We start from the raw sequence: 24305 nt of genomic DNA on the forward strand, positions 1-24305 counted from the left end.
TAACACAACATGCACGAAGAAGATCGCCGCATGTATGAGCTGGAATATCCGGCTCCGGTGATTAGGGATGATTCCGGTGACGGACAAGGCCCCACCATGATTGTTGCCATGCACGGCTATGCTGACGCTGGCCAGGCCATTGAAGCAAGTGCTGACCACCTGAAGGCCGCTTTGGAAGGCCGTCAGCTGGCATCGTTTAACTCTGATGAGCTGATTGATTACCGCTCGCGCCGCCCAGCCATCACGATTGATAAGGATCGGGCGCTGGAAATCGAGTCTATGGATCTTGGCATTAAGGTCCTGCGCGATAATTCCGGCAAGACTTTCCTACTGCTGTCTGGCCCTGAGCCAGACATGCGCTGGGAGGCGTTCACTACGGCCGTGGTGAAGCTGGTGGAAAAGTTCAATATTGAAAACACCATCATGCTCTATGCCGCGCCGATGCCGGTGCCGCATACCCGCCCTACGGTGGTTACGGCCCATGGCACCTCCTCCCGCTTGACCGAGCACATGCTCTCGATGGATTCCACCATGATGGTGCCAGGCTCCGCCGCGCTGTATCTGGAAAAGGCTCTGGCGGATAAGCACCGCACCGTGGCTGGATATACCGTCCACGTGCCGCATTACTTGGCCGCTTCGCCTTATCCGCAGGCCACGTACCAGTTGCTGGATGCGGTGGCCCGGGCGGCGCGCCTGAATATTCCTTTGGGCAGCATTGAGGCCGACATTTCTCGCGTGGAAAACCAACTGGAGGAACAAGTTGGTGGCTCGGATGAGATTGAAGGCGTAGTCCAACAACTCGAGCAGCAGTATGACGCTTATATGGAGCGCTACCGCAAGGAGCACCCGCAGGCGATCATGCCCGGCGAGGAGCCTATGCCTACCGGTGAGGAAATCAGCGAGGAATTCCAGGCATTTTTGGCTTCCTTGGATGAAGAAGAAAGCCAGCAGATCATCAATACCGAGATCGATGACCGCGAAGATTCCACCAAGGAAGAAGGCTCGAGGTCCGATGAAGGGAAGGATGGCCCTGATTCTGCTTCGGGCGAGGGCGACTTAGGTGACGATATCTAACTAACCCGCCCCCATCGCCGCTAAGGTGGTGGGGGTGAACTTATCTCAGCTGCTGCCAGACTTAACGGAAGTACCCGAGTCCCTCGTAGACGAGGCAATTTGGGATACCTTTACCTCGTGGACCACCGGCCGGGGTATCAATTTGTACCAAGCTCAGGAAGAAGCCTCGCTCGGTATTTTGGCCGGCGATAATGTTATCCTCGCTACCCCTACGGGCTCGGGAAAGTCCATGGTGGCTAATGCTGCGCACTTCATTGCCCTAGCTCGTGGCCAGCGCAGTTTCTATACCGCACCGATCAAGGCCCTTGTGAGCGAGAAGTTCTTTGCTCTGTGCGATATCTTCGGCGCCGAGAATGTGGGCATGATGACTGGCGACGCCACCGTTAATGGCAATGCCCCCATCATCGCCGCCACCGCCGAGATTGTGGCCAATATTGCGCTGCGCGATGGCGCCGAGGCCAATATCGACCAGGTAGTGATGGACGAGTTCCACTACTACTCCGAACCGGACCGCGGATGGGCATGGCAGGTGCCGCTGCTGGAGTTGTCCAAGGCGCAGTTCCTGCTCATGTCCGCCACTCTGGGCGATACTCAGTGGCTAGAAGAGGATCTCACCCGCCGCACCGGCCGCGCCACCAACCTCGTCGCCGGCACCACGCGGCCCGTGCCACTGGACTTTTCCTATGTCTTTAGCGCGGTGCACGAGACCATCGAGGAGCTCTTGGCCGATAAGAAGGCACCTATCTACGTGGTGCACTTCTCGCAGCGTGAAGCGGCCGAGCGCGCGCAGGCGCTGACCTCACTTTCGGGGATTATCACTAAGGAAGAAAAGGAAGCGATTGCCCAGGAAATCGGTGGGTTCCGCTTCACCACCGCCTTTGGCAAGGATCTATCCAAGCTGCTGCGCAAGGGAATCGGCATCCACCACGCGGGCATGCTGCCCAAATACCGCCGATTGGTAGAGCGCCTGGCACAAAAGGGCCTGCTTAAGGTCATTTGCGGTACCGATACCCTGGGTGTGGGCATTAATGTGCCCATCCGCACCGTGCTGATGACTGGGCTTGCCAAGTTCGACGGCCAGCGCCAACGCATCCTCAAATCGCGCGAATTCCACCAGATTGCCGGCCGCGCCGGCCGCGCCGGCTATGACACCGAGGGCACTGTGGTAGTCGAGGCCCCCGAGCACGAGATCGAAAATGCCAAGGAACGCCGCCGCATCGGCGACGACCCCAAACGCTTGAAAAAGCTCAAGAAAAAGTCCGCCCGAGAAGGCGAGGTGTCCTGGTCCGAGAAGACTTTCGCGCGCCTTACTGAGGCGGAACCGGAACAGCTTACCTCTCAGTTCCGCGTTTCTAACTCTATGCTGCTCAACGTCTTGGCGCGCCACGGCAATGGCTATGACCACATGCGCCACCTGCTGCGAGACAACCACGATAACCGCAGCAAACAGAATAAAGACATCCTCACCGCACTCGATCTCTTCCGCGGGCTAGTGGATTCCGGCGTCGTGCAAAAGTCCACCAAGGGATTGGATATCTACGGCCGTCCCTACCATTTGGTGCGAGAGCTACCGCGTGACTTTGCGCTCAATCAGCCGCTGGGCCCATTCGCCTTGGCGGCGCTCTCGCTGCTGGACCCAGAAGCGGAGACCTATAACCTGGACGTTATTTCAGTTTTTGAGGCCATCCTAGATGACCCGCGCCAGGTGCTCATTGCCCAGCAGAAGCAGCGCCGCGGCGAAGAAATCGCCGCGCTGAAGGCGGACGGGGTGGACTACACCGACCGCATGAATATCGTGGAGGATATCACTTGGCCGAAGCCGCTCGAGGAGCTACTGGAGCAGGCCTACGATACTTTCGCTGAGACCAATGCGTGGGTCAAGGAGTTTGAGCTGCGACCCAAGTCCGTGGTGCGCGACATGCTCGAGAATGCGATGACCTTCTCGGATCTGGTCGCCACCTACGGCTTGGCCCGCTCCGAGGGCGTGATTTTGCGCTACCTGACCGACGCCTGGCGCACTCTTAAGCAATCCATTCCGGACGAGTACAACACTCCAGAGCTTGAAGATATCGTTGTCTGGCTAGGTGAGCTTATTCGCCAGGTGGATTCCTCGCTTGTCGACGAATGGGCGCAAATGGCCGGCGAAGACTCCCCCATCGACCAAGATACGGTAGACCGCGAGCTGGCCTTTGGCGTGGAGGACCCCACCGCGCTCACGGCCAATCGCCGCGCCTTTACCATCATGGTGCGCAATTACATGTTCCGCTTGGTGCAGCTCTTTGCTTTGGAAAAGGAAGACCGCTTAGCGGAGTTGCTCGATTACTTGGACGAGGTGCCGGACTTCGGCGCTATCCTAGATGATTACTTCGATGAGTATGATGACATCGATTCCGGCCCCGAGGCCCGCGGCCCGGAGTATTTCCGCCTAAGCGATACTGACTCGCGTGCGTGGTCCGTGCGCCAGATCATCAAGGACCCAGACGGCGATCACGCCTACCAGTTCGTCGCTACGGTAGATCTCGGTGCCTCCGATGAGGCCGGCGAAGTCCGCCTAGCAGACCTGCGCGTGGAGTACTAGCCTGCGAAAACGACAAAGCCGCCCTGGCTGCCACGCCCCAGAATAAGAGGGACGTCGGCAAGCGCGAGGGCGGCTAAAAGCCGGCTATTTTAGCGTGCGGCCTCAATCTGGACAGCCTGTGCCACAGCCTGGACAACGGCCGCAACCTTGACGGCCTCCCAGACCTGCTCCTTGCTCAGACCAGCCTCGTTGAGCTCGTGAGCGTGAGCACCCAGGCAGTGCTCGCAGCCATTGATGGCGGAGACTGCGGTATTCCACAGCTCGAAGTTGGCCTTGTCCACGCCTGGCTTGGAGATGATGTTCATGCGCAGGCCGAACTTAACCTGTGCGTAGTCATCGCCCAACCAACCCTTGGCGCGGTAGGCAACGTTGTTCATAGCCATAACGGTGGCTGCGCCGTAAGCTGCCTCGATAGCTTCCTCAGACAGGTGCTCCTTTGCTTCCTCCGCAATCTCAGAAAGCACGGTGTCATTGCGGGTTGCGGCAGCCGATGCCAGCAGGCAGCCCCAGAGCTGCTCCTCGTCCAGGTCCTTGGAACGGGTCAGCGCGCCCAGGTTGAGCTTCTGGTCCTTGGCGTACTCCGGCAGGGAAGACTTCAGATTATCAATAGACATAACTTTTTTCCTTTGCGGTTTTGATAGGAATTTTCTGCATTGGATTTAAAAGGAAACCCCGCCACGAAAGCGGGGTAAACCTGCATCTCAGTGAGATTTAGAGCGCGGACTGAACGACGTCCATCTTGTTGATGTTCTTGGTTGGGTCGTTCTTCTCCCAGTTGCAAGCGCAAACCTCTTCGGACTGCAGGGCGTCGAGCACACGCAGAACCTCGTCTACGTTACGGCCAACAGCATCCGGGGTAACGGAGACGAACTGGATAACGCCATCCGGGTCGATGATGAAGGTAGCACGGTCAGCAACGCCATCAGAGTTTTCTACACCCAGTGCACGGATGAGGTCGTGGCGCACGTCAGAGAACATCGGGAAAGGAACTTCCTTCAGCTCTGGGTGAGTTGCGCGCCAGTTGAAGTGAGCGAACTCGTTATCGGTGGAGCCGCCAAGGATCTGGGTATCGCGGTCCTGGAACTCCTCGTCCAGCTTGCCAAAGGCAGCGATCTCGGTCGGGCAGACGAAGGTGAAGTCCTTCGGGTAGAAAAAGACCACCTTCCACTTGCCCTCGTACTTGTCCAGGGATACCTGCTCGAAGTAGTCCTCCGGCTGGTTAGCGTTGACGTCGTGCAGGTCGCCACCGGTCAGGGCGGTGAGGTTGAACTCTGGGAACTTTTCGCCGACGGTCAAAATAGGCATAGTCTTCAACTCCTTTAGCAAAGGCTTTTCCTCTAAGTTTCCTGCCGCTTGGCGTACAAGCAGCGGGGCAGGACCGCATCCGGCCCAACACGATCAGTTATACCATCTTTTCCGCTCGCGTCAATAGCAAATCCTATAGGTAAGTGTTAGAGTAATAGGCATGAATAATAAAGAGTATCGCCCTACACTTGCTCAGCTGCGCACCTTCGTCACCGTTGCGGAAAACAAGCACTTTGGTACCGCAGCTGCCAAACTCGAAATTTCCCAGCCCTCCCTCTCCCAGGGTCTCGTTGCCCTCGAACAGGGATTGGGCTTGCAGCTTATCGAGCGCTCCACCCGCAAGGTCATCGTCACCTCGGCCGGTGAGACCCTCCTCCCCTACGCCAAGGCAACGCTTGAAGCAGCCGATACCTTCCTGGCCAACGCTCGCGGCGCCAACGGCACCCTTGCCGGCCCACTGACCATCGGCGTTATCCCCACCATCGCCCCTTACATCCTCCCCGATCTGCTCTCCATGCTTGCGGAGGCTTACCCGGATCTCGAGCCGCGTTTCGTCGAGGAGCAAACCCAGCACCTCATTACCCGCCTGCGCAACGGTAACTTGGACCTTGCCATCATGGCCCTTCCATCCGAGGCCACCGGCATGGTCGATAGCCCGCTCTACACGGAGCAATTCTCCATTGTCTGCCCGCCCGATCACCCCATCGCTGGCCGTGAGGATGTCAAGCTTGCGGAACTCAAGGACCTGGATTTACTGCTGCTTGACGACGGCCACTGCTTGCGCGACCAGGTAGTCGATCTTTGCCGCCATGCCAATATCAACCCGGCCGAGGCCACCAATTCCGTCACCCGCGCTTCCTCCCTGACCACCATCATGCAGTTGGTCATGGGTGGCCTGGGCTGCACCCTCGTCCCCGAATCCGCCCTCGCCACCGAATGCCATGGCAAGGACGTCGCCATCGCCCACTTTGCCTCCGATGTCACCGCCGAACGCGAGGTGGGTCTCGTGTTCCGTTCCTCCGCAGCTCGCGCCGAAGAGTTCCGCGAATTCGGCACGCTCATCACCGCCGCCTATAACAAGGCGATTGAGCGCTCCCGACAGTAGCCGCTTGCGGCAAGCCCCACGGGGACGTCGCCAAGCACAGCAAAAGCCACGGCCTACATTTAAAAGGCGGTGGCTTAGAGCTTTTCCATTAAGCCTGCGGCAAGGTATTTCGGCCAGCGCACTGGCGGAACAGGTGAGCCTGCGCCAGGAATGTAACTGGGGAGGCCACAATGAGGCCGATGCCCAGCAGCAGCACACCACCCAAAAGAATAAAGAAATTCACGATGGTCAGGAGCAAAAGCTGGCCATAATTAGCCTTGCCCGCAGCAAAGCCCCTCTTCACAGCTTCGCCCACACCGTCACCATCGGCGGCAAACCACTGCATCAGCATAAAGAGCGGCTGGAGCAAGACGCTAATGAGGGCTAATACCAATCCCACGCCGAGGACGCTCAAGACTGCAGAGAGCAATTCTTCCTCGGACAGGCTATCTGCGTCATTGAATAAAGCGAAGAAGCCTCCGCCGATGGCAAGAAAGACCACCACGCTGGATATCACGCTGATGACAAGCATAATGACGAACGGCTGCCACCAGCGCACCTTTTTACCCACATGGCCCCAACCAGTGCGTGAGTCATCAATCTGAAATAGGGCCAAGCGCATAGCCAGAAGCCCGACAAAGACTCCTACCAGCGTCGAAGCCAGCTGAAATACAATCTGAATGTCCGGGTTGGAGTCAGGTTCTGGGCCACTCAGCAAAGACTCGGCCGCTGTGACGGCAAATAAGATAACGCCGACCAACAACGAGCCGAGCACCCACAATTTCCAATTGCCTAAGGTTGCCTTGAAGCCAAAAGAGAGGGCGTCAATGGCCGAGGGCTTTCCCCTAAATTCCCCCGGTGAAGCCCCGTATCCGGCATATCCTGGTTTATTGCTTTCATGGGAGCCACCATAAGATGGTAGGCCACCAAAACTTGGATTATCCTCTGGGTGATCGGTTGGCTCGTAGCGCGGGAAATCGTCATTGCCGTCGGAGTACGGGTTTGTCATCGCCTAGTGCTCTCTCCTTTAGCATTTCGTGTTGAGGCTTGGATAAGTATTTTAACTTTAACAACTTTTTCCTCATTTTAGGTGGACGGGTAAACTCGTTGCCTAGTCATGACTAAGAACGAATCCCCTTCTCGCGACGAGCTTTTCGCCGCACTCGAAAATGTCTCTTTGGCCGAGGCGCGCGCCTTCCGTCGCCGCCTCAAGAAGGCCCGTGCCCCTAAAGCGCTGCAAGAAATCGGCACTGAAATCCATGCCGCGGCCGAGCGCGTCGCACTTACCGACGCCGCCGTTCCCGCCATCACCTACCCCGACGCCCTCCCCGTCACCGCCCGCAAGGACGATATCGCCGAGGCAATTCGGGACAACCAGGTCGTCATCATCGCTGGTGAGACCGGTTCTGGTAAGACCACCCAGATCCCGAAAATCTGCCTCGAGCTAGGTCGCGGCCGGCGCGGGTTCATCGGTCATACCCAGCCGCGCCGTATTGCAGCGCGCACCGTGGCCGAACGCATCGCCGCGGAATTGGACCAGAAAATCGGCGAGTCCGTTGGCTACGCCATCCGCTTCGATGACCGCGTCTCTGAGACCACCGCCGTCAAGCTTATGACCGACGGCATTCTGCTCGCCGAGATGCAACGCGACCGCTTCCTCAATAAGTACGACACCATCATCATCGATGAGGCCCACGAACGCTCGCTCAATATCGACTTCCTCTTGGGCTACTTGAAGCGCCTATTGCCCAAGCGTCCCGACCTCAAGGTGATCATCACCTCCGCAACCATCGACCCAGAAAGCTTCGCCGCCCACTTTGCCGACGCCGACGGCAACCCCGCCCCCATTATCGAGGTCTCCGGACGCACCTACCCCGTAGAAATCCGCTACCGGCCACTCGAATTCGAGGCCGGCGGAAAAGTCGTGGACCAAGACCCGCTCGATGGCTTGACCGAGGCCATCGAAGAGCTCATGCGCGAAGGCAGCGGCGATATCCTGTGTTTCTTCCCTAGCGAGCGAGATATCCGCGATGCCATGGAGGCCATCGAAGGCAAAAAATGGAAAAACGTCGAGGTCACTCCCCTCTTTGGCCGCCTATCTAACCAAGAGCAGCACCGCGTGTTTAGCGAGCACCGCGGCCGCCGCATCGTCTTGGCCACCAATATCGCCGAAACCTCGCTTACTGTGCCCGGTATCCGCTATGTTGTCGATACCGGCACCGCCCGCATCTCGCGGTATTCCACGCGCACCAAGGTCCAGCGGTTGCCCATCGAGCCCATCTCGCAGGCCTCCGCCAACCAGCGCTCCGGCCGTTGCGGCCGCGTTGCCGACGGCATCGCCATCCGCCTCTACAGCGAACAGGATTTTGAAAGCCGTCCCGAGTTCACCGACCCAGAAATCCTGCGCACCAACCTCGCGAGTGTCATCCTCCAAATGGTTTCGCTCAAGCTCGGTGATATCGAACAATTTCCCTTCATCCAACCTCCCGAGCACAAGGCCATCCGCGATGGTCTCACACTCCTCCACGAGCTCGGCGCCCTCCACGACAAGCAGGACAAGCCCTCGCTCACCACCATCGGCCGCGATCTCGCCCGCATCCCACTGGATCCGCGCATGGCACGCATGCTTATTGAAGCCAATACCAACGGATGCCTCGATGATGTCATGGTCATCGTTGCCGCCATGACCATCCAGGATGTGCGCGAACGCCCCCTCGACTTCCAAGCCCAGGCCGACCAAGCCCACGCCCGCTTCAAGGACAAAACCTCGGATTTCTTGTCCATGCTCAAACTATGGGATTACATCAAGCAAACCCGCAACGAACAATCCGGCAATAAGTTCCGCAAGCGCATGAAACAGGAGTTCCTCCACTACATGCGCATCCGGGAGTGGTTTGACTTGGTACGCCAGCTCAAGGATGTCGCCAAGCAGCTGGGTTGGACCTACCAGGAAGGCACCGAGCGCCGCTCCGATGACATACACATGTCCCTCCTTTCGGGCCTGCTATCCAATATCGGCGCCCGCGATGGCAACTCCAAAGAATTCCAAGGCGCGCGCAACACCCGCTTCCTGGTATTCCCCGGCTCCGCCCTGGCTAAAAAGCCTCCCGAATTCCTCATGGCCGCCGAGCTGGTGGAAACTTCCCGCCTCTGGGCGCGCGATGTCGCCGCCATCGATCCCGCCTGGGTGGAAAAGCTCGGTGCAGACCTGCTCAAGCACAACTACTCCGAGCCCACCTGGTCTCGCAAACGCGCCGCCGCCATCGCGCACCAAAAATCCACGCTCTACGGCGTGCCCATCGTGGCCGACCGCACCGTGCCCTACCACCGCGTCGATCCCTCCGCTGCCCGCGATATGTTCATCCGCAATGCCCTTATCGCCGGCGACTGGAACACCCACCACGCCTTCTTCAAGGCCAACGCCCAAGCGCTTGACGACGCCGCCGCATACGAAGAAAAGGCCCGCCGCCGCGGCCTCATCGTAGACGAAGACACGCTCTTCGATTTCTATGACCAGCGCATTCCGGCAAAGGTAACCACCGGCCGCCACTTTGACTCGTGGTGGAAAAAGGAGCGCCGCCGCACCCCGGATCTGCTGGATTTCGATCCCACTAAGCTCATCGATGACTCCCACGAGGTCACCGAGGAATCCTTCCCCGACCACTGGCGCAAGGGTTCTATCGATTACGAACTGACCTACAAGTTCGAGCCCGGCGATCCTCTCGACGGCGTCACCGTAATGGTTCCCATTCCTATGCTCGCCGGCTTGGATACCGAAGGCTTCGATTGGCTCGTTCCGGGTCTGCGCCTCGAGCTCGTCACCGAGCTTATCCGGAGCCTGCCCAAGGCCCTGCGCCGCACCGTCGTACCCGCGCCCGAGTTTGCCGAGCGCGCCATCGACCGCCTCATCCCTTATGAAGGACCCATCACCCAGCAGCTTGCCGACGTCCTCCGCGAACTCGGTGGTCAAGGAATCAACGCCACCGACTTCCAGGCCAGCAAGCTACCCGCCCACCTGCGGATGAATTACGGGGCCATCGATAAGCGCGGCAAAATCGTCGACTCCGACCGCGACCTCGCGGCGCTCGTCCGACGTCAGGCCGGACACATCAAGTCCTCCGTATCTCGCGTCTCGCGCACCTCCGAGTCCACCTCCGTCAGCGAATGGACCGACGACACCCTCGGCACCATCGATGACACGGTCAAGACCACCGTCGACGGCCACGAGGTCACCGCCTACCCTGCCCTGGTCGCTACCAAGGAGGGCGTCGAACTCAAGGTCCATCCCACCAAGGCCGCCGCAGATGCCGCCATGGTCACGACCACACTTACGCTCCTCATGCGTGAGATATCCGTCAACGCCTCCCAAATGGTCAAGGGCCTGCCATTGCAACAGCGCGTCGCCGTCGATTCCTATCCGCACGGCGGCGCCGACGGCCTTGTCAACGACGCCCGCGTCGCCGCGATCCGCGACCTGATGATGGAAGCGGGCGGACCCGTCCGCACCCCCGCAGCGTTCCAGAAGCTTAAAGACACAGTCAAGCCCCAAGTCCCAGGCCGCGTACGCCAAGCAGTGGTAGCTATTGCCCCAGGACTCGCCGAGTACTCCAACCTGCGAGCGGAACTCGCTCATTGGGACGGTCCAGCAATCGATGACATGCGCGCACAACTGGACTTCCTCCTACCCCGGAACGCCATCACTGTCCATGGCATGTCCCATCTGCGTCATCTACCGCGATATATCCAAGCCATGCGAATTCGCCTAGAGGACATGAACCTTGACCCGGACCGCGATGCGGACCGCCAAGCCGAGGTAGACAACGCCAAGGCCTACCTATCCAACCGCCTTCGCAGCCTCCCGGCCGGCCGTGAAAAGACCCGCAAGGTCAAGGACGTGCACTGGATGATCGAAGAACTTCGAGTTTCTCTTTTCGCTCAGCGCCTTGGCACAGCCCACGCCGTTTCACTCCGCCGTATCCAAAAGGCGGTGGACAAACTGCGTTAAAAGTCCTCGCGATCGCGCCTTCGCATCAGCCGAATCTCGGATTCAAAGTCATCTGCGCTTTCAAAGGATTTATATACAGAGGCAAAGCGCAGATAGGCCACCTCATCAAGGTCCCGCAGTGGTTCCAGGATGGCCAGGCCAATCTCGTTCGCGTTGACCTGCGAGGAGCCATGACTGCGCACGGTCTCCTCTACTTCTTGCGCCAGCTTCTTCAGGGCATCGTCGCTTACATCTCGCCCCTGGCAGGCACGGCGCACGCCGCGAATCAATTTATCTCTGCTGAAGGGCTCGGCCAGACCGTTTCTCTTCACCACAAGCAACACGGCCTTCTCAACCGTGGTAAAGCGCCCCTTGCACGAAGCACACTCGCGCCGGCGACGGATCGACGCTCCAGCATCGACCACACGCGAGTCGATGACGCGGGATTGCTCATTGTGACAAAAGGGGCAATACACAGTGGTCCTTTCACTGACGTTGTTACGCCAGTAGTTTACTCACCTTCAATTCCGTTCGACCACTGGGCTTCGCCCCCACCGTTCCCCCTAGCGTGTTACTGCAGCCTCTACTTGTTGCACATTAGAGGCCGGCGGTTGCGGTGCACTGTTTCCTTCAGTGCTAGCTAGTCCGCCTAACAAAGTACCCACAAAGACCGCTACACCAAACACTGCGCCCAATGCGTAGTTACCTGTGTTCGACTCACCCACGCTGTTTCGACCCCTATTCGATCTGTTCCCAGACCTTCCGGTCGACGTACGGTTCGAACGATAGGTCGTGCAATCTTCCACACGTAGAGTTCGAACATACCAAGAGTTTGCGGTACTGCGGACCACAGAACCGTAGCCACGCTCCACATCCCATACGGCCGCAGAAGGCACCACTACGGGTTCGCTAGCGTTGCGAGTTACCAGGTTATTGCGAGAATTGAGCAGCAGAGACATAACTTTCCTTTCGACGACTGACCCCACCGTAGGCACCTCATGCGACACGCCATGATATCCAGTCGCCATAATGTTCGATTTAGTCGGTACGTTCGATTTATAGCATCGCTTCGAATACTTGTCCACCCCAACGCGAAAATCTCGAACATCTGTACTTTTCGTGCTACAAATGACGTGTGGCAACTTTTCAGCGCCGCGAGCTAACAGACCACCTATAAACCCACCCGATCCCCTCCGAGGAGCCAGCAATGGGCCGCAAGCCAAAGAAGACCACCGAGAAGACCGATTACGCCTCCCTATCTGACCGCCAGCGACGCATTCTCAATGTCATTAGTGACGCCGTTATGTTGCGTGGTTACCCACCAAGCATTCGCGAAATTGGTGACGCAGCGGGTCTACAGTCCACATCATCGGTTGCCTATCAGCTAAAACAATTGGAAGAGAAAGGGTTTTTGCGACGAGACCCTAATAAGCCGCGTGCCGTAGATGTTCGTCACCTTAATACGGATGATGGCGCCAAAAAGCCCGGCCGCAAGCCGGCTAAGCCTGAGCAGCAAATTCCCGAGGATGCAGGTGCCGTTTCTTATATTCCTGTGGTCGGCCGTATCGCTGCGGGAGCACCCATTACCGCAGAGGAAAACGTCGACACATACTTCCCAATGCCTGACGAGGTGGTCGGTGGCGGCGATCTTTATATGCTGCAAGTAGTCGGCGACTCGATGCAGGATGCCGGCATCCTTGACGGCGACTGGGTAATTATTCGTTCCCAGTCAGTTGCAGAGGAAGGCGAGTTCGTGGCCGCCCTGCTCGAAGGATCTGAAGCTACCGTCAAGGAGTTCCACCGCGATTCCTCCGGCGTGTGGCTGCTTCCCCACAATGAGGCCTACGCTCCCATCAACGGCGATGATGCGGAAATCATGGGCAAGGTTGTATCGGTATTCCGTAAGCTTTAACCACTCACCCGACGCAGATTCTATAACCCCGCAAGGGCCGAGCATGGCCTCGCGGGGTCTATCTATGCTCCCCCTTCGTTGACGCGGCCCGTTTGCTGCTACCCCCATTTTTGCTCCAATTCGGACCCGGACACCAAAAGAGACGAAAATCCCACTTTCCCACTTTTCCTTCTAACCAGGCATTTCAGAGCGTCAGATCCACAATGCAGCTGTGCAAATTTTTGCTTTAGTCCGTTTATTCCCGATTTTTGAGACAATGGACTAAGCAAAACAACATCGCCGGATTTTCATTTCCGCATAAAGTGGCAACTTTTACCCCCACGCCATGACGCGATGTCTCTAGATTCAAGGAGGAATCATGTACGCAGAAGAGCGGCGTCGCCAAATCGCTTCCCTCACCGCCGTTGAAGGCCGCGTTAACGTCACTGAGCTCTCAGAACGCTTCGAAGTTACGGCCGAGACCATTCGCCGCGACCTTGCAGTGCTTGACCGTGAGGGTATCGTCCATCGCGTGCATGGCGGCGCAGTAGCCTCCCAATCCTTCCAGACCGCGGAGCTTACCCTGGATACCCGCCAGCGGTCCGCCTCCGGCGCAAAAGCGGCTATCGCCCGCGCGGCCCTAGATTTTCTCCCCCAGGGCGGCGGCAGCATTTTCTTGGACGCAGGCACCACCATTAACGCGTTCGCGGAGCTCATTGGACAGCAATACCCGCAGGCGCAGTTTAATATTGTCTCCAATAGCCTGCCCATCGCCCTGTCGCTAGCGGGCAATGGCGTGCCTGACGTCCAGCTACTTGGCGGTACGGTCCGCGCGATTACTCAAGCCGTCGTTGGCGATACCGCGCTGCGCACCATAGCTTTAATGCGTGCCGACGTCGCCTTTATCGGCACCAATGCCCTAACCCTGGACCATGGCTTGTCGACGGCCGACTCCCAAGAGGCGGCCATCAAGTCCGCCTTTGTCACCAATGCCCACAAGGTAGTGGTCATGTGTGACTCCAGCAAGCTGGGCAATGACTATTTGGTAAGTTTCGCGTCTGCCGCCGATATTGACGTCGTCATTACGGACGCCGCTGCCCCCGATTCTTTCGTAGAAGCGTTGCGCGAGCGCGAAATTGAGGTCGTGCTCGCCAGCGAATAATCCCCCGATCCTTCGCCTACTTTAGGCGAAGGACTCCATGCGTTCTACCACTGCGGTACGGGCAGCGTCAGGGCTTTCCGCATCCAGTGCCACCTCGGCAAGCTGTTGGCACTGTTCCAAGGTAACTTCTGCCAGCTGCGCGCCGACGCCTGCTACCGCCGTCGACGCTGCGGATAGCGAATTTACGCCCAAACCGGTAAGCACGCAGGCCAACATCGGGTCGGCTGCTGCCTCACCGCACACGCCTACCGCGACGTTATTGGCCTGGCCCACGATGCAGGTGTGCTGAATGAGCCGCAGCACAGCCGGCTGCCACGGGTCGGTCAGGTAGGCCAGCTGTGGCGACAGGCGATCTGCAGCCATAGTGTACTGAGTCAGGTCATTGGTGCCGATGGACACGAAATCAAGGTGCGGCATGATTTTATCCGCCATAAGCGCTGCGGCCGGAACCTCGATCATGGCGCCGGCAGTCAGGCCGCGTTCGCGGCACAGGCTAGCAAACCACTGGGCCTCGGTAGAGGTGGCAACCATAGGAGCCATCACCCAAGTAGATGCTTTGTCATCGCGAGCCTTAGCCGCCTGCGCAATCGCATCCAGCTGGCGGGTCAGCAGAGCCTCATTATCGCGTGCTATACGCAGGCCACGAACACCCAATGCTGGGTTTTCCTCGGAGCTTAGCGTGGCATAAGAGATAGGCTTATCGGATCCGGCATCCAGCGTACGTACGACAACCTTTGATTCAGGAAAGGCATTAAAGACCTTGCCGTAAATCTTTGCCTGCTCATCAACGCTGGGCTCTTCACTGGCCGAGAGGAACGATAGTTCCGTGCGGTAGAGGCCGATACCCTCTGCCTGCGAATCCGAAGCAATGCGGGCGGCGTTGCCATCAGCAACGTTGGCAAGCAGCTGCACACGGTGACCGTCCTTGGTTTCAGCCGGGCCGCGCCATTGGGCAACGCGTGCCGCACGCTCGCGGTACTCGGCCACTGCCTTCGTGGAAGCCTCTTCATCGGCTCCAAGGGTAACGGCGCCTACTGCACCATCGACGAATACCAACGTGCCGCTTTCAATATCGCTAAGCGCGGCGCCCACAGCAACGATGCATGGAATATCCAACTGACGGGCGATGATGGCCGTATGGCTGGTAGGTCCACCAAGCTCGGTGACAAGGGCCTTGATGTGCTTGGTATCCAGCGTCGCGGTATCGGCCGGGGCCAAATCGTCCGCGAACAGCACGGCCTCGCCGTCTACGAGCGGCAGGCCCGGCTCGTCCTCGCCGCGCAGCTCTGCGATTACGCGGTCGCGCACGTCCTTCAAGTCAGTGGTGCGCTCTGCCATCACGCCGCCAGCGGCCTCGAACATGGTGACAAACTTATCGGTGGCACCGACAGTGGCGAATTCCGCATTCCGGCCGGTGCGGATATTCTTGCGCACCGCCTTATGCCAACCACGGTCCTTGACCATGCCGGCCGTTGCGGTCAGAACTTCCGCAGCCTGACCTTCCGCGGCAGCAGCTCGCTGCTCCAAGCGGCCAGCGACAGTATCTACGGCCGCAAGGAAGCGGTCGTATTCAGAATCGCTCGCTTGCTCTGGGTCAATGCTTCCCTCGGTAGGCAGAGCCGGGCGAGGGCGGACCCACACGGCTTCGGCGTAGGCGACTCCGGCAACGACACCGGTTCCTTTGATTGTGGACTCAGACGCGTTTTCCATGAGCGTACTTCCTTCGAAGATAGCGGTTTATTAACTTCCAGAACACCACAAATCGGATAGAAAAGCAATGTATACCACAGAAATTCTGTTGACTTTCGGACACAATCGGACAAGAATCAACATTTAAGGGCGGGCCATGCCCGCGAGGTTCTCTCCAACGGCATTCGGCCCCAATATACAACCTGCGAAAGGGACAACTTGATTCTCACGCTGACCCCCAATCCCAGTATCGACGCCACCCTTGTGCTCAGCGAGCCATTGACCTCCGGTGATGTCCACCGCGCCAGCGAGGTCACACAGGTTGCTGGCGGCAAGGGTGTAAACGTCACCCATGCCGTGCACTTGGCCGGCGAGCAATCCTTGGCTCTTTTCCCGGCCCACGACTCCGATTCTTTCCTAACTCTCATCCACTCGGCCGGGCTGCCTTCCTCTGCAATCCACATGGATGGCACAATTCGCGTCAATACCACCATCACGGAGCCTGATGGCACTACCACCAAGGTCAACGGTCCAGGCCCTGTGCTTTCCGACGCCGACTCCCACGCCATTACCTCCGAGCTCACCGCCCGCGCCCTTGCCTCCGACTGGGTGGTACTAGCCGGCTCCCTGCCGCGTGGCGTTAACACCGATTGGTATTGCGATCTCATCTCCGCGGTCCGCGCGGCCGCACCACAGGCTCGCATTGCCGTCGATACGTCAGATGCCCCAATGCAGGCCATTGGCGAAAGCCTCAATTCTGCTGCGCCGGATCTCATTAAGCCCAATGGATTAGAGCTCGGCCAGCTCACCGGAACCGACGGCCGCGAACTGGAAGACCAGGCCGCACGCGGCGAGTATTCGGGGGTTGTTCGGGCGGGCCGGGACGTCGTCAAGCAGGGCATCGCAGAAGTACTCGTCACTCTTGGCGGTGCCGGCGCGGTGCTGGTTACCGCGGACGGCGCTTGGGCTGCAACTCCCCCGCCAGCAACGGTGAAATCCACCGTAGGCGCCGGTGACGCCGCGCTCGCCGGATACCTCCTCGGCCGCACCGCAGGTAAATCACCGGCCGATAGCCTCGCGCAGTCGGTGGCCTACGGAACTGCGGCTGCATCCAAACAAGGCACCCAATTCCCCCGCCCAGAAGAACTCGATATCGCACATACCCCCGTAAACTCGCTAGCCTAAGGAGTGCCTAAACATGGCTTCCGACCTCATCACTACCGACCTAGTCGCGCTCGACGCCGACTTCGGCGACAGCGTTGACTCCGTCATCACCAACCTGGCCACGCTGGTCCATGACACCGGCCGAGCCACCGACATCGCCGGTTTGGCACAGCCCGCCATTGACCGCGAGGCCAAGGCCGGTACCGGCGTCCCTGGCGGAGTCGCCATTCCACACTGCCGCTCCGAGGCCGTGACCGAACCTACCCTCGCATTCGCTCGTCTGAGCCGCGGCGTGGATTTCTCCGGCCCCGACGGCGACGCTCAGCTCGTCTTCCTCATCGCCGCTCCGGCCGGTGGCGGCAAGGCCCACCTGAAGATTTTGTCCAAGTTGGCCCGCGCCCTTGTGCGCAAGGACTTCCTCGAGACACTTCGCAACGCACCCACCAAGGAAGAAATCGTTCGGCTTGTGCTGGACGTAGTAAATGCCGAAAAGCCAAAGAAGAAGCCAGCCGAAGAACCGGCCGCCCAGGGCGCTACTGCCGGCACTGCCGCAACCGGTGCCGGTGCCGGTGCCAGTGCCGCCGGCTCCTCCGCCGCCGCGCCCTCGGCCGCAACCCCTACCAACGCAGAATCTTCGGCCGATGTCACCCGCATCGTGGCCATCACCGCCTGCCCCACCGGCATCGCCCACACCTACATGGCCGCCGACGCGCTGACCCAGACCGCAGCCGAGCGTGACGACGTCTCGCTGACCGTAGAGACCCAAGGCTCGTCAAATAATGAGTCTGTCTCTCAAGCCACCATCGACGCGGCCGATGCAGTTATCTTCGCCACGGACGTCGGCGTGCGCGATCGCGAGCGCTTCGCTGGCAAGCCGGTAATCGAATCCGGCGTCAAGCGCGCCATCAATGAACCCGGCACCATGCTCGATGAGGCCGTCGCTGCCGCGCACAACCGCCACTCGCACAAAGTCTCCGGCACCGCTACCCGTGCCGATGCGGAAGAAGGCAAGTCTCTCGGTTGGGGCAAGCGCATCCAGCAAGCCATTATGACCGGCGTGTCTTATATGGTCCCGTTCGTCGCGGCCGGTGGTCTGCTGCTCGCCCTCGGCTTCCTTTTCGGTGGTGCCGATATGGCAAATGGTTGGCAAGCACTATCGACGGACTTTTCGCTCGGCAACCTCCCCGGCCATGACGTGACCGTTGACGGCGAACTCATGCACTTCGAGCGCTCCGGGTTCTTGCTCTATCTCGGCGCTGTTCTCTTCGCCGTCGGTCAAGCGGCTATGGGCTTTATTGTCGCCGCGCTGTCGGGCTATATCGCCTACGCGCTCGCCGGCCGTCCGGGCATCGCCCCGGGCTTCGCGGGCGGCGCGATCGCAGTCACCTTGGGCGCTGGGTTCATCGGTGGCCTGGTAACTGGTCTTCTGGCGGGCTTTATCGCCATGTGGATTGGCAATTGGAAAGTGCCACGCTGGCTGGGCTCGCTCATGCCGGTCGTCATTATCCCGCTGCTTACCTCGCTAATCGTCGGCCTTGCAATGTACCTGCTGCTGGGTGCACCGTTGGCAGCTATCATGGACGGCCTGCAAAATTGGCTATCGTCCATGTCCGGCTCCTCGGCCGTGCTCCTTGGCATCATCCTCGGCTTGATGATGTGCTTCGACCTGGGCGGCCCAGTCAATAAGGCTGCCTACCTCTTCGCGACGGCCGGGCTGTCTACCGGTGACGAATCCTCCATGCAGATCATGGCCGCCGTCATGGCTTCCGGCATGGTCGCACCGATTGCGCTGTCTCTAGCTACGTTTATCCGCAAATCTCTGTTTACACCGGCCGAGCAGGAGAACGGCAAGTCCGCCTGGCTGCTGGGTCTGTCCTTCGTCTCAGAGGGTGCCATCCCCTTTGCGGCGGCCGATCCGTTCCGCGTCATCCCTTCGATGATGGCCGGCGGCGCGGTGACGGGCGCAATTTCGATGGCCCTGTCGGTCGGTTCCCGTGCCCCGCACGGCGGCGTGTTCGTCTTCTTCGCCATTGACCCGTTCTGGGGCTACCTCGTGGCCATTGCGGCCGGCGTGGTTGTCTCCACTGCGGCGGTGCTGGCGATGAAGCAGTTCTGGCCTAACAAGGCCGTCGAAGAAGCCGCCCAGAACGTGGCAGCATAAACCAAACACTCGTACACTGGACTTTAAAAATCCCCGTAAGAAAGGATATTTTCCATGGCTTCCAAGACTGTAAAGGTTGGCTCCTCCGTAGGCCTACACGCACGTCCCGCATCCATTATCGCGGACGCTGCTGGCGAATTCGATGAGGATATCTTCCTTAACCTGGTCGGCGACGATGATGAGGATGAGACCGACGCTGCCTCTTCCCTGATGATCATGGCTCTTGGTGCAGAACAGGGCGATGAGGTTACCGTCACCTCCGAAAACGAAGAAGCAGTGGAAAAGATTGCTGCTCTCATCGAGAAGGACCTAGACGCTTCCTAAGTCCTAAAACGGTTCGACTTTAGGCTCCCCGCCGCAAGGGTGGGGAGCTTTTCGCTTGCCGACGCCACCTATCCCCACGGTGGCACCCACGTCACCTGCCCACGCACCCGGGCTAGCCGGCCTCGTCGCGGCGGGGCGTTGGGGTCATCATCATTGACGCCGTTGTGATAGGGACAGCATGTCGCAAGGTTCGCAGCGTTGGTCTCGCCGCCATGCTTCCAGGCTTTGAGGTGGTGAATCTGGCACTTGTCGGCAGGATAGTTACAGCTCTCCCACGGGCATACCGGGTTGACCGCAGCCGCCATGAGCCGCTGCTTGTCGTTGGCTACGCGCGAGGTCCGGTAGAGGTTGACCGGGCCCTCATGGGGATGGACGAGCGTGACATAGCCGTGGTCGCTCAGTGTCCGCGCGACAAGCTCGGCTCCGGTGATTCGAGCGCCATTGGTGAGTTGGAGGGTGATTTCCTCGCCGCCTCCGTCTACTACGCGGTCGAGCTCGTCAAGAGTGAGAACCACCTGCGTCGTCACCGTTGTGCGCGACGCATCCGCCTTGCCAAAGAAGAGGTCTTTGGCAGATTCCAACGGCTTATTGGCATCCAATGCAGCGTGCATATCCGCCACATCGGCCGAATCCCCGGTAATGGTCAGTGACCACGGGCCGCCGGAGCGGCGGGTAATTCGTACTCCCTTTTCGGGCGCGCGGCGCGGTCGCAGTTCGCGTACCAAAGCGCGGGCACGCTTTTCCAGGGCGGTGGCGCTGCCGCGAAAGGCACACAGTTCGGTGCGTAGGGTCCAGGCATCGCGCTGCGTCGGCAAGCGCAAGGCGTATTTTTCAATCAGCAGTAGCACGTCAAGGGAATGCCGAGTCTGCCGCGCCGCTCGCTGTTTAGCAGCAAAGCCGCACCGACCGAAATAGGTATCGCATAAACGCAGCAGGTCGCGCGCGGCTATATCTGAGGCGCCTCGCGCGATCAGCTCACGATCGCTGAGCCCCTGAACGGCGGCGATAATGTCCATGCCGGCGCCCACAGCGTTTAAGTATGCGTCTAATGCGGTCATGCCGCTGAGTTAAACAGCACCCGCAGGCCCGTGCGAGCCGCATATCGGCCAGCTGTGGATAACCCGCGTTGGCCCGTCAACAAAACTGCCCGCCGCGGGCGCGCGACGGGCAGTTATTCACAGGTTGAAAATTAGTACTTGGCGCCGTATCCCTCGCCGACGGAATCGTAGAGCTTTTTCATAATCGGATAGGCCACGATGATGCCAACCGAGCCCCACGCAATGCCCTCGAGGGAAACCCCGCCTACAGTGAGGGTCAGGTTGCCGATGCCCGCGATCAGCGCCACCGCGGCCGCAGTCAGGTTGACCGGGTTATTGAAATTAACCTTATTATCCATCCAGATGCGCACACCCAGCATGCCGATGAGTCCATACAGCACGATGCAAGCGCCGCCGAGAACGCCGGTAGGGATGGTAAAGATCAGCGCACCAAACTTCGGCACGAAGGCCAAAAGGATAGCGGTAAAGGCTGCTACCCAGTAGGCGGCGGTGGAATACACACGCGTTGCGGCCATCACGCCGATATTTTCGGCGTAGGTCGTGGTACCGGCGCCACCGAAGCCGCCGGCAAGGGTGGACGCGAGGCCATCGGCAATCAGGGCGTCACCGGCCAGGTCATCGAGATCGCGCTTTGTCATCTCGGAGACGGCCTTGACGTGGCCGACGTTTTCCGCGATGAGAACTACCAGCACGGGAAGCGCCACGGCAATGGCGGAGACGTTGAAAGAAGGCGCGTGGAATTCCGGCAGGCCCACCCACGGGGCGGCATCGATGGCCGCCACGGCGTCATCGCCGAGGTTGCCGGTCAACGCCGCGAAGACCCAGCCGACGACCACGCCGAGCAGGATGGACAGGCGCGAGACCATGCCGCGGCCGGCGACGGTGGCCAGCAGGATGACGAGTAGCGTCACGGCGGCCACGAGCGGCTGGGAGGCGAAGTTCTCGGCCGCATTCGGCGCCAGGTTGAGCCCGATGAGGGCTACGATCGCACCGGTCACGGCCGGCGGCATGACGGCGTCCAGGACGCGGCGGCCGGCGATTTTGACTGCCACACCCACCGCTGCCAAGACGAGGCCAGTGACCAAAATGGAACCCGCTTGCGCGGCGATGCCGTACTGCTGCGACGCCGAAAGCGGTGCGATGAACGCGAACGAGGAGCCGAGGTAAGACGGCAATCGGTTGCGCGTGATAAGCAGAAACAAAATTGTGCCCAGGCCGGAAAAGAGCAGCGTCGTATTGACGGGGAATCCGGTCAAGGTGGGAACCAAAAGCGTAGCGCCGAACATGGCCACCACGTGCTGCATTCCGATGCCGATGGTTCGGCCCCAGCTGAGTCGTTCTTCCGGCGCTACGACCGCGCCCGGTGCAATCCTTTTACCGTCTCCGTGGACGGTCCAACCTTTTAAGCTCACGAGCCTTAATTATGGATCACCCGGGCTGGTTTTAGGAAACTTCCTCCACGATGAATTCGGCGAGTTCGCGGGCGGTGGGTGCGGGCAGGCGGACGTCGACAAGCGTGCCATCGGCCGTGTACTCCTCGTGGCGCACCGTGCCCTCGGCGTGGACGCGGGCCACCACATCGCCGCGGGTAAAGGGAACCTGCAGCTTGACGTGGCTATCGCGGGCGTTGAGAAAGAGCTCTACGCGCGCGGTAAGCTCGTCGATTCCCTCGCCCGTGCGCGCGGATACGTAGACGACGTCCTCGTGGTCGAGTACGTGACGCAGCTCGGCGAGCACCAGCGGATCGGCCTGGTCGATCTTATTGATCACGATGATCTCGGGCGGGGCCTGCTCGCCGGTTTCGGACACAATGTCATAGATGACCTGGTTGACCGCCTCAATCTGCTTGAGCGGGAATGGGTCAGAGCCATCGACCACGTGCAACATAATATCGGCGGCAAGTACCTCTTCCAGGGTGGATTTGAAGGCCTCGACCAGCTGCGTGGGCAGGTGGCGGACAAACCCGACGGTGTCGGTGAAGACGACTTGGCGGCCGTCGGCAAGCGTGGCACGGCGGGTGGTGGGATCCAAGGTGGCAAAAAGTGCGTCCTCCACCAGCACGCCGGCGCCGGTCATGGCGTTGATGAGCGAGGACTTTCCAGCATTGGTGTAGCCGGCAATGGCTATCTGCGCGATGGTTGAGCGCTGGCGCTTGGAACGCTTGACCTCACGGGCGGTCTTCATAGCGCGCAGCTCCCTGCGCAACCGAGCCATCTCCGTGCGGATGCGACGGCGATCCATCTCGATCTTGGTCTCACCGGGACCACGCAGGCCCACGCCGCCATTGGAGCCGGCGCGGCCGCCCGCCTGGCGCGAAAGGTTGCCGCCCCAACCACGGGTATGGGTGTAGAGGTATTCCAGCTGCGCCAAGGAGACCTGTGCCTTGCCCTCTTTGGACTTGGCGTGCTGGGCAAAGATGTCAAGGATGAGCATCGTGCGGTCAATGACCTTGGTGTTAAGCGCGCGCTCGAGAGCGGTGAGCTGGCCGGGGTTGAGCTCACCATCGCATACCACGGTATCGGCGCCGGTGGCCTCGACGATATCGCGCAATTCCTTGACCTTGCCGGAACCAATGAAGGTGCCGGGATCAGGCTTATCGCGCTTTTGGTAGATCATCTCTACTACTTCGGCGCCGGCGGTCTCGGTCAGCGCCGCGAGCTCGTCCATGGTGGCTTCGACTTCGGCCACGGTGCCTTCGGTCCACACGCCAACCAAGATGACGCGCTCGAGGCGCAGCTTACGGTACTCCACCTCATAGCCATCGGTGGTGTCCTCGGCGCGAATGGTGGTCTCACGGGTAACGCGACGGAAGGCGTTGCGCTCTGCCAGGTCAAGGTCACCGGTGGTGGGCGTCGCCTCTGGTGCGGCCGGGGCGTCATTATCGCGGAATGCGCGGGCAAGGAGATCGTCGTTATTGTGCTGGGAAAATTCGGTCATACTACCTTTCATTTTGGCATGTTGCGGCCGAAAGCGGGAATTGCGGATTCTTAGCTGGCTGCGCAAGGCGATACAATGGCGGGCATGAACGTTAAGGACACTGGGGTGAAGCAGAATACCGAGATGCAGGCCATCGGCCTCAATTTCGAACGTTGGCAGGATGCCGTCGAGGCCGCTATCGCTAGCGATCGCTTGGCCGTTACCGGCGAGGTACGCGGTGGTCAGCTGATTCAGTTCACCGATCCATCGGGCGCGCAGCTCAATATCCTCGCGGTGGAGCCTTTTGCTACTTTCATTGGCTTCAATGCCGTTACGCAGGGGTTCGCCCACGTGGAGATGGTCAACGATGTCCTCGCCCTGCTGGAGATTATCGATCCTTTCGGCACCACCATCGCCCAGGCCACCGCAAACTTGGCGCAGGGGCCTTTGCTTGCCGACGAACCCTTGCAGCAATGGCAGCAAATCTCCCTCACCGCCATGGGCCTTGATGTCCGCACCTACGAGTCTGCCGCTGCCTATGAGGCGGCCGAGGGCGAATTCCCGGCGCTCTTTGAGTCCGCGGGAGCGAAGGTTATCTCCTCTGGGTCTGGCGCGGAGGTTCCTACCCCAGCCGCTACCTTTGCGGCCCGCGTCATGGAATCCGAGTCGCGTACCAATGAGCTAACCGGCGAAAAATTCGCCCACCTCGTCATGGATGGCCTTTTCCCCTTTGATCTCTGCCTGCCTGCGGGGGGCAACGAGCTACCGGCCAAGGACTCTATCGTTGCCGGCACCGCCCTGCTGACGGCTTCTATTGAAATGCCCAGCGGTGGCTGCGGCGACGGCGCTGGCTGCGGTTGTGGCTCTGGTGGCTGCGGCTGCGGCGGCCACTAAGAACTGACGCAAAGGTCTGGT

The 24305-nt window shown here is 59.8% G+C and carries 18 protein-coding genes; 10 read left to right on the forward strand and 8 right to left on the reverse strand.

Annotated elements, in window-relative coordinates; all coding sequences use genetic code 11:
- Positions 1-9: 9 nt before the first annotated feature.
- Both BKN05_RS00900 and BKN05_RS00905 read left to right on the forward strand, forming a co-directional pair.
- Complete coding sequence (locus tag BKN05_RS00900; RefSeq protein WP_286687695.1) at positions 10-1074, forward strand: PAC2 family protein; 1065 nt, start codon at positions 10-12, stop codon at positions 1072-1074.
- A gap of 34 nt (positions 1075-1108) precedes the next feature.
- Positions 1109-3652: a DEAD/DEAH box helicase gene (locus BKN05_RS00905; RefSeq protein ID WP_286687696.1), complete on the forward strand. Its 2544-nt coding sequence runs from the start codon at positions 1109-1111 to the stop codon at positions 3650-3652.
- Positions 3653-3741: 89 nt separating this feature from the next.
- Here BKN05_RS00905 and ahpD read toward each other — a convergent pair whose 3' ends face one another.
- Together ahpD and BKN05_RS00915 are read right to left on the reverse strand one after the other, a co-directional pair.
- Positions 3742-4266, reverse strand: a complete 525-nt coding sequence (gene ahpD / locus BKN05_RS00910; RefSeq protein WP_049377405.1) for an alkylhydroperoxidase, AhpD family — start codon at positions 4264-4266, stop codon at positions 3742-3744.
- A 97-nt stretch (positions 4267-4363) separates the two neighbouring features.
- Positions 4364-4957 carry a peroxiredoxin gene (locus BKN05_RS00915; protein WP_286687697.1) on the reverse strand — a complete coding sequence of 198 codons (594 nt, stop codon included), beginning with the start codon at positions 4955-4957 and terminating at the stop codon, positions 4364-4366.
- A 160-nt stretch (positions 4958-5117) separates the two neighbouring features.
- Here BKN05_RS00915 and BKN05_RS00920 point away from each other — a divergent pair, with 160 nt between their 5' ends.
- Entirely contained in the window at positions 5118-6062 is a 945-nt protein-coding gene (locus BKN05_RS00920; RefSeq protein WP_198493189.1) for a hydrogen peroxide-inducible genes activator, read from the forward strand.
- Positions 6063-6150: 88 nt separating this feature from the next.
- Here BKN05_RS00920 and BKN05_RS00925 read toward each other — a convergent pair whose 3' ends face one another.
- The gene (locus tag BKN05_RS00925) at positions 6151-7050 is read right to left on the reverse strand and encodes a hypothetical protein (protein ID WP_198493190.1); all 900 of its coding nucleotides are present in this window, start codon (positions 7048-7050) and stop codon (positions 6151-6153) included.
- A 108-nt stretch (positions 7051-7158) separates the two neighbouring features.
- Here BKN05_RS00925 and hrpA point away from each other — a divergent pair, with 108 nt between their 5' ends.
- Positions 7159-11046 (forward strand): ATP-dependent RNA helicase HrpA, encoded by a 3888-nt coding sequence (hrpA, locus tag BKN05_RS00930; protein ID WP_286687698.1) that lies wholly within the window; start codon positions 7159-7161, stop codon positions 11044-11046.
- Here the strand turns inward: hrpA and nrdR are convergent.
- Entirely contained in the window at positions 11043-11501 is a 459-nt protein-coding gene (gene nrdR / locus BKN05_RS00935) for a transcriptional regulator NrdR (protein WP_005328590.1), read from the reverse strand. The two genes, hrpA and nrdR, sit on opposite strands and share 4 nt — an antisense overlap.
- Positions 11502-12232: 731 nt before the next feature.
- Between nrdR and lexA the strand changes: the two genes are divergently transcribed.
- Together lexA and sugR are read left to right on the forward strand one after the other, a co-directional pair.
- Positions 12233-12937, forward strand: coding sequence for a transcriptional repressor LexA (gene lexA, locus BKN05_RS00940; protein ID WP_198493192.1), 705 nt, complete (start codon positions 12233-12235; stop codon positions 12935-12937).
- A 358-nt stretch (positions 12938-13295) separates the two neighbouring features.
- Positions 13296-14078, forward strand: a complete 783-nt coding sequence (sugR, locus tag BKN05_RS00945) for a transcriptional regulator SugR (protein ID WP_049377410.1) — start codon at positions 13296-13298, stop codon at positions 14076-14078.
- A gap of 21 nt (positions 14079-14099) precedes the next feature.
- On the opposite strand, the gene ptsP is transcribed toward sugR, so the two are convergent.
- Complete coding sequence (gene ptsP, locus BKN05_RS00950) at positions 14100-15788, reverse strand: phosphoenolpyruvate--protein phosphotransferase (protein ID WP_198493193.1); 1689 nt, start codon at positions 15786-15788, stop codon at positions 14100-14102.
- Between the two features lie 198 nt (positions 15789-15986).
- On the opposite strand from ptsP, the gene BKN05_RS00955 reads away from it, so the two are divergent.
- Genes BKN05_RS00955 through BKN05_RS00965 form a run of 3 tightly spaced genes read left to right on the forward strand, consistent with a single transcriptional unit; the run spans position 15987 to position 19416 of the window.
- A complete protein-coding gene (locus BKN05_RS00955; RefSeq protein WP_198493194.1) occupies positions 15987-16952 on the forward strand; it encodes a 1-phosphofructokinase family hexose kinase in 966 nt (321 codons plus the stop codon).
- Positions 16953-16965: 13 nt separating this feature from the next.
- Positions 16966-19092 carry a PTS fructose transporter subunit IIABC gene (locus tag BKN05_RS00960; protein WP_286687699.1) on the forward strand — a complete coding sequence of 709 codons (2127 nt, stop codon included), beginning with the start codon at positions 16966-16968 and terminating at the stop codon, positions 19090-19092.
- 54 nt (positions 19093-19146) lie between these two features.
- Positions 19147-19416, forward strand: coding sequence for an HPr family phosphocarrier protein (locus BKN05_RS00965; protein WP_005325102.1), 270 nt, complete (start codon positions 19147-19149; stop codon positions 19414-19416).
- Positions 19417-19484: 68 nt separating this feature from the next.
- On the opposite strand, the gene BKN05_RS00970 is transcribed toward BKN05_RS00965, so the two are convergent.
- The 3 genes from BKN05_RS00970 to hflX all read right to left on the reverse strand — a co-directional run bounded on the left by BKN05_RS00970 (position 19485) and on the right by hflX (position 23411).
- A complete protein-coding gene (locus BKN05_RS00970) occupies positions 19485-20474 on the reverse strand; it encodes an HNH endonuclease signature motif containing protein (protein ID WP_225746841.1) in 990 nt (329 codons plus the stop codon).
- 131 nt (positions 20475-20605) lie between these two features.
- A complete protein-coding gene (locus BKN05_RS00975) occupies positions 20606-21886 on the reverse strand; it encodes a uracil-xanthine permease family protein (RefSeq protein ID WP_286687700.1) in 1281 nt (426 codons plus the stop codon).
- Positions 21887-21917: 31 nt separating this feature from the next.
- A complete protein-coding gene (gene hflX, locus BKN05_RS00980; protein WP_286687701.1) occupies positions 21918-23411 on the reverse strand; it encodes a GTPase HflX in 1494 nt (497 codons plus the stop codon).
- A gap of 75 nt (positions 23412-23486) precedes the next feature.
- On the opposite strand from hflX, the gene BKN05_RS00985 reads away from it, so the two are divergent.
- The gene (locus BKN05_RS00985) at positions 23487-24284 is read left to right on the forward strand and encodes a hypothetical protein (protein WP_286687702.1); all 798 of its coding nucleotides are present in this window, start codon (positions 23487-23489) and stop codon (positions 24282-24284) included.
- The last annotated feature ends 21 nt before the right edge of the window (positions 24285-24305 follow it).

This window comes from Corynebacterium sp. S5S1 (genome assembly GCF_001913985.1).
GTDB classification, from domain to species: domain Bacteria; phylum Actinomycetota; class Actinomycetes; order Mycobacteriales; family Mycobacteriaceae; genus Corynebacterium; species Corynebacterium marquesiae.